The following is a 583-nucleotide window of genomic DNA, read 5'->3' on the forward strand; positions in this document are numbered from 1 at the left end:
CTCTCTGGATGAACACCTGTGGCATCAAGTGGATTGCTACCCTCGTGAATACGCAAAAACCCTGCAGCTTGCTCAAAGGTTTTGACCCCTAAACGGGGCACATCTTTGAGCGCGTCCCGAGTAGCAAATGCGCCATGCTCACGTCTATAAGTGACGATTTGCTGCGCGACGTTTTTATTCAAACCAGCAATATGTGCCAAGATAGCAGGGCTTGCTGTATTGACATCAACACCGACGGCATTCACGCTGTCTTGCGTGACTTTGTCTAAGCTATCAGCCAATTGGTTTTGGTTGACATCATGCTGGTATTGACCGACGCCAATGGCTTTTGGATCGACTTTGACCAGCTCTGATAAAGGATCTTGCAGGCGGCGCGCGATGGAGACTGCTCCGCGTACGGATACATCTAGATTGGCAAGCTCATCACTAGCAAGCTCGCTTGCAGAATAGACAGAGGCGCCTGATTCATTAACGATGACCGCTTTTGCTTTAAGAGCAGTATTGGCAGCCAAGATCTCTTTAATCATCGCATCGGTTTCGCGACTTGCCGTGCCATTACCGATAGCCACTAGATCAACGTTAT

Annotated in this window: 1 protein-coding gene; it reads right to left on the minus strand. The window is 49.2% G+C overall.

The window, feature by feature from the left end; translation table 11 throughout:
* Positions 1-583: helix-hairpin-helix domain-containing protein (locus ACTXGO_RS16595; protein ID WP_443575208.1), on the minus strand; the 583-nt coding region annotated here is incomplete at both ends.

Source organism: Psychrobacter sp. T6-1 (assembly GCF_052258445.1).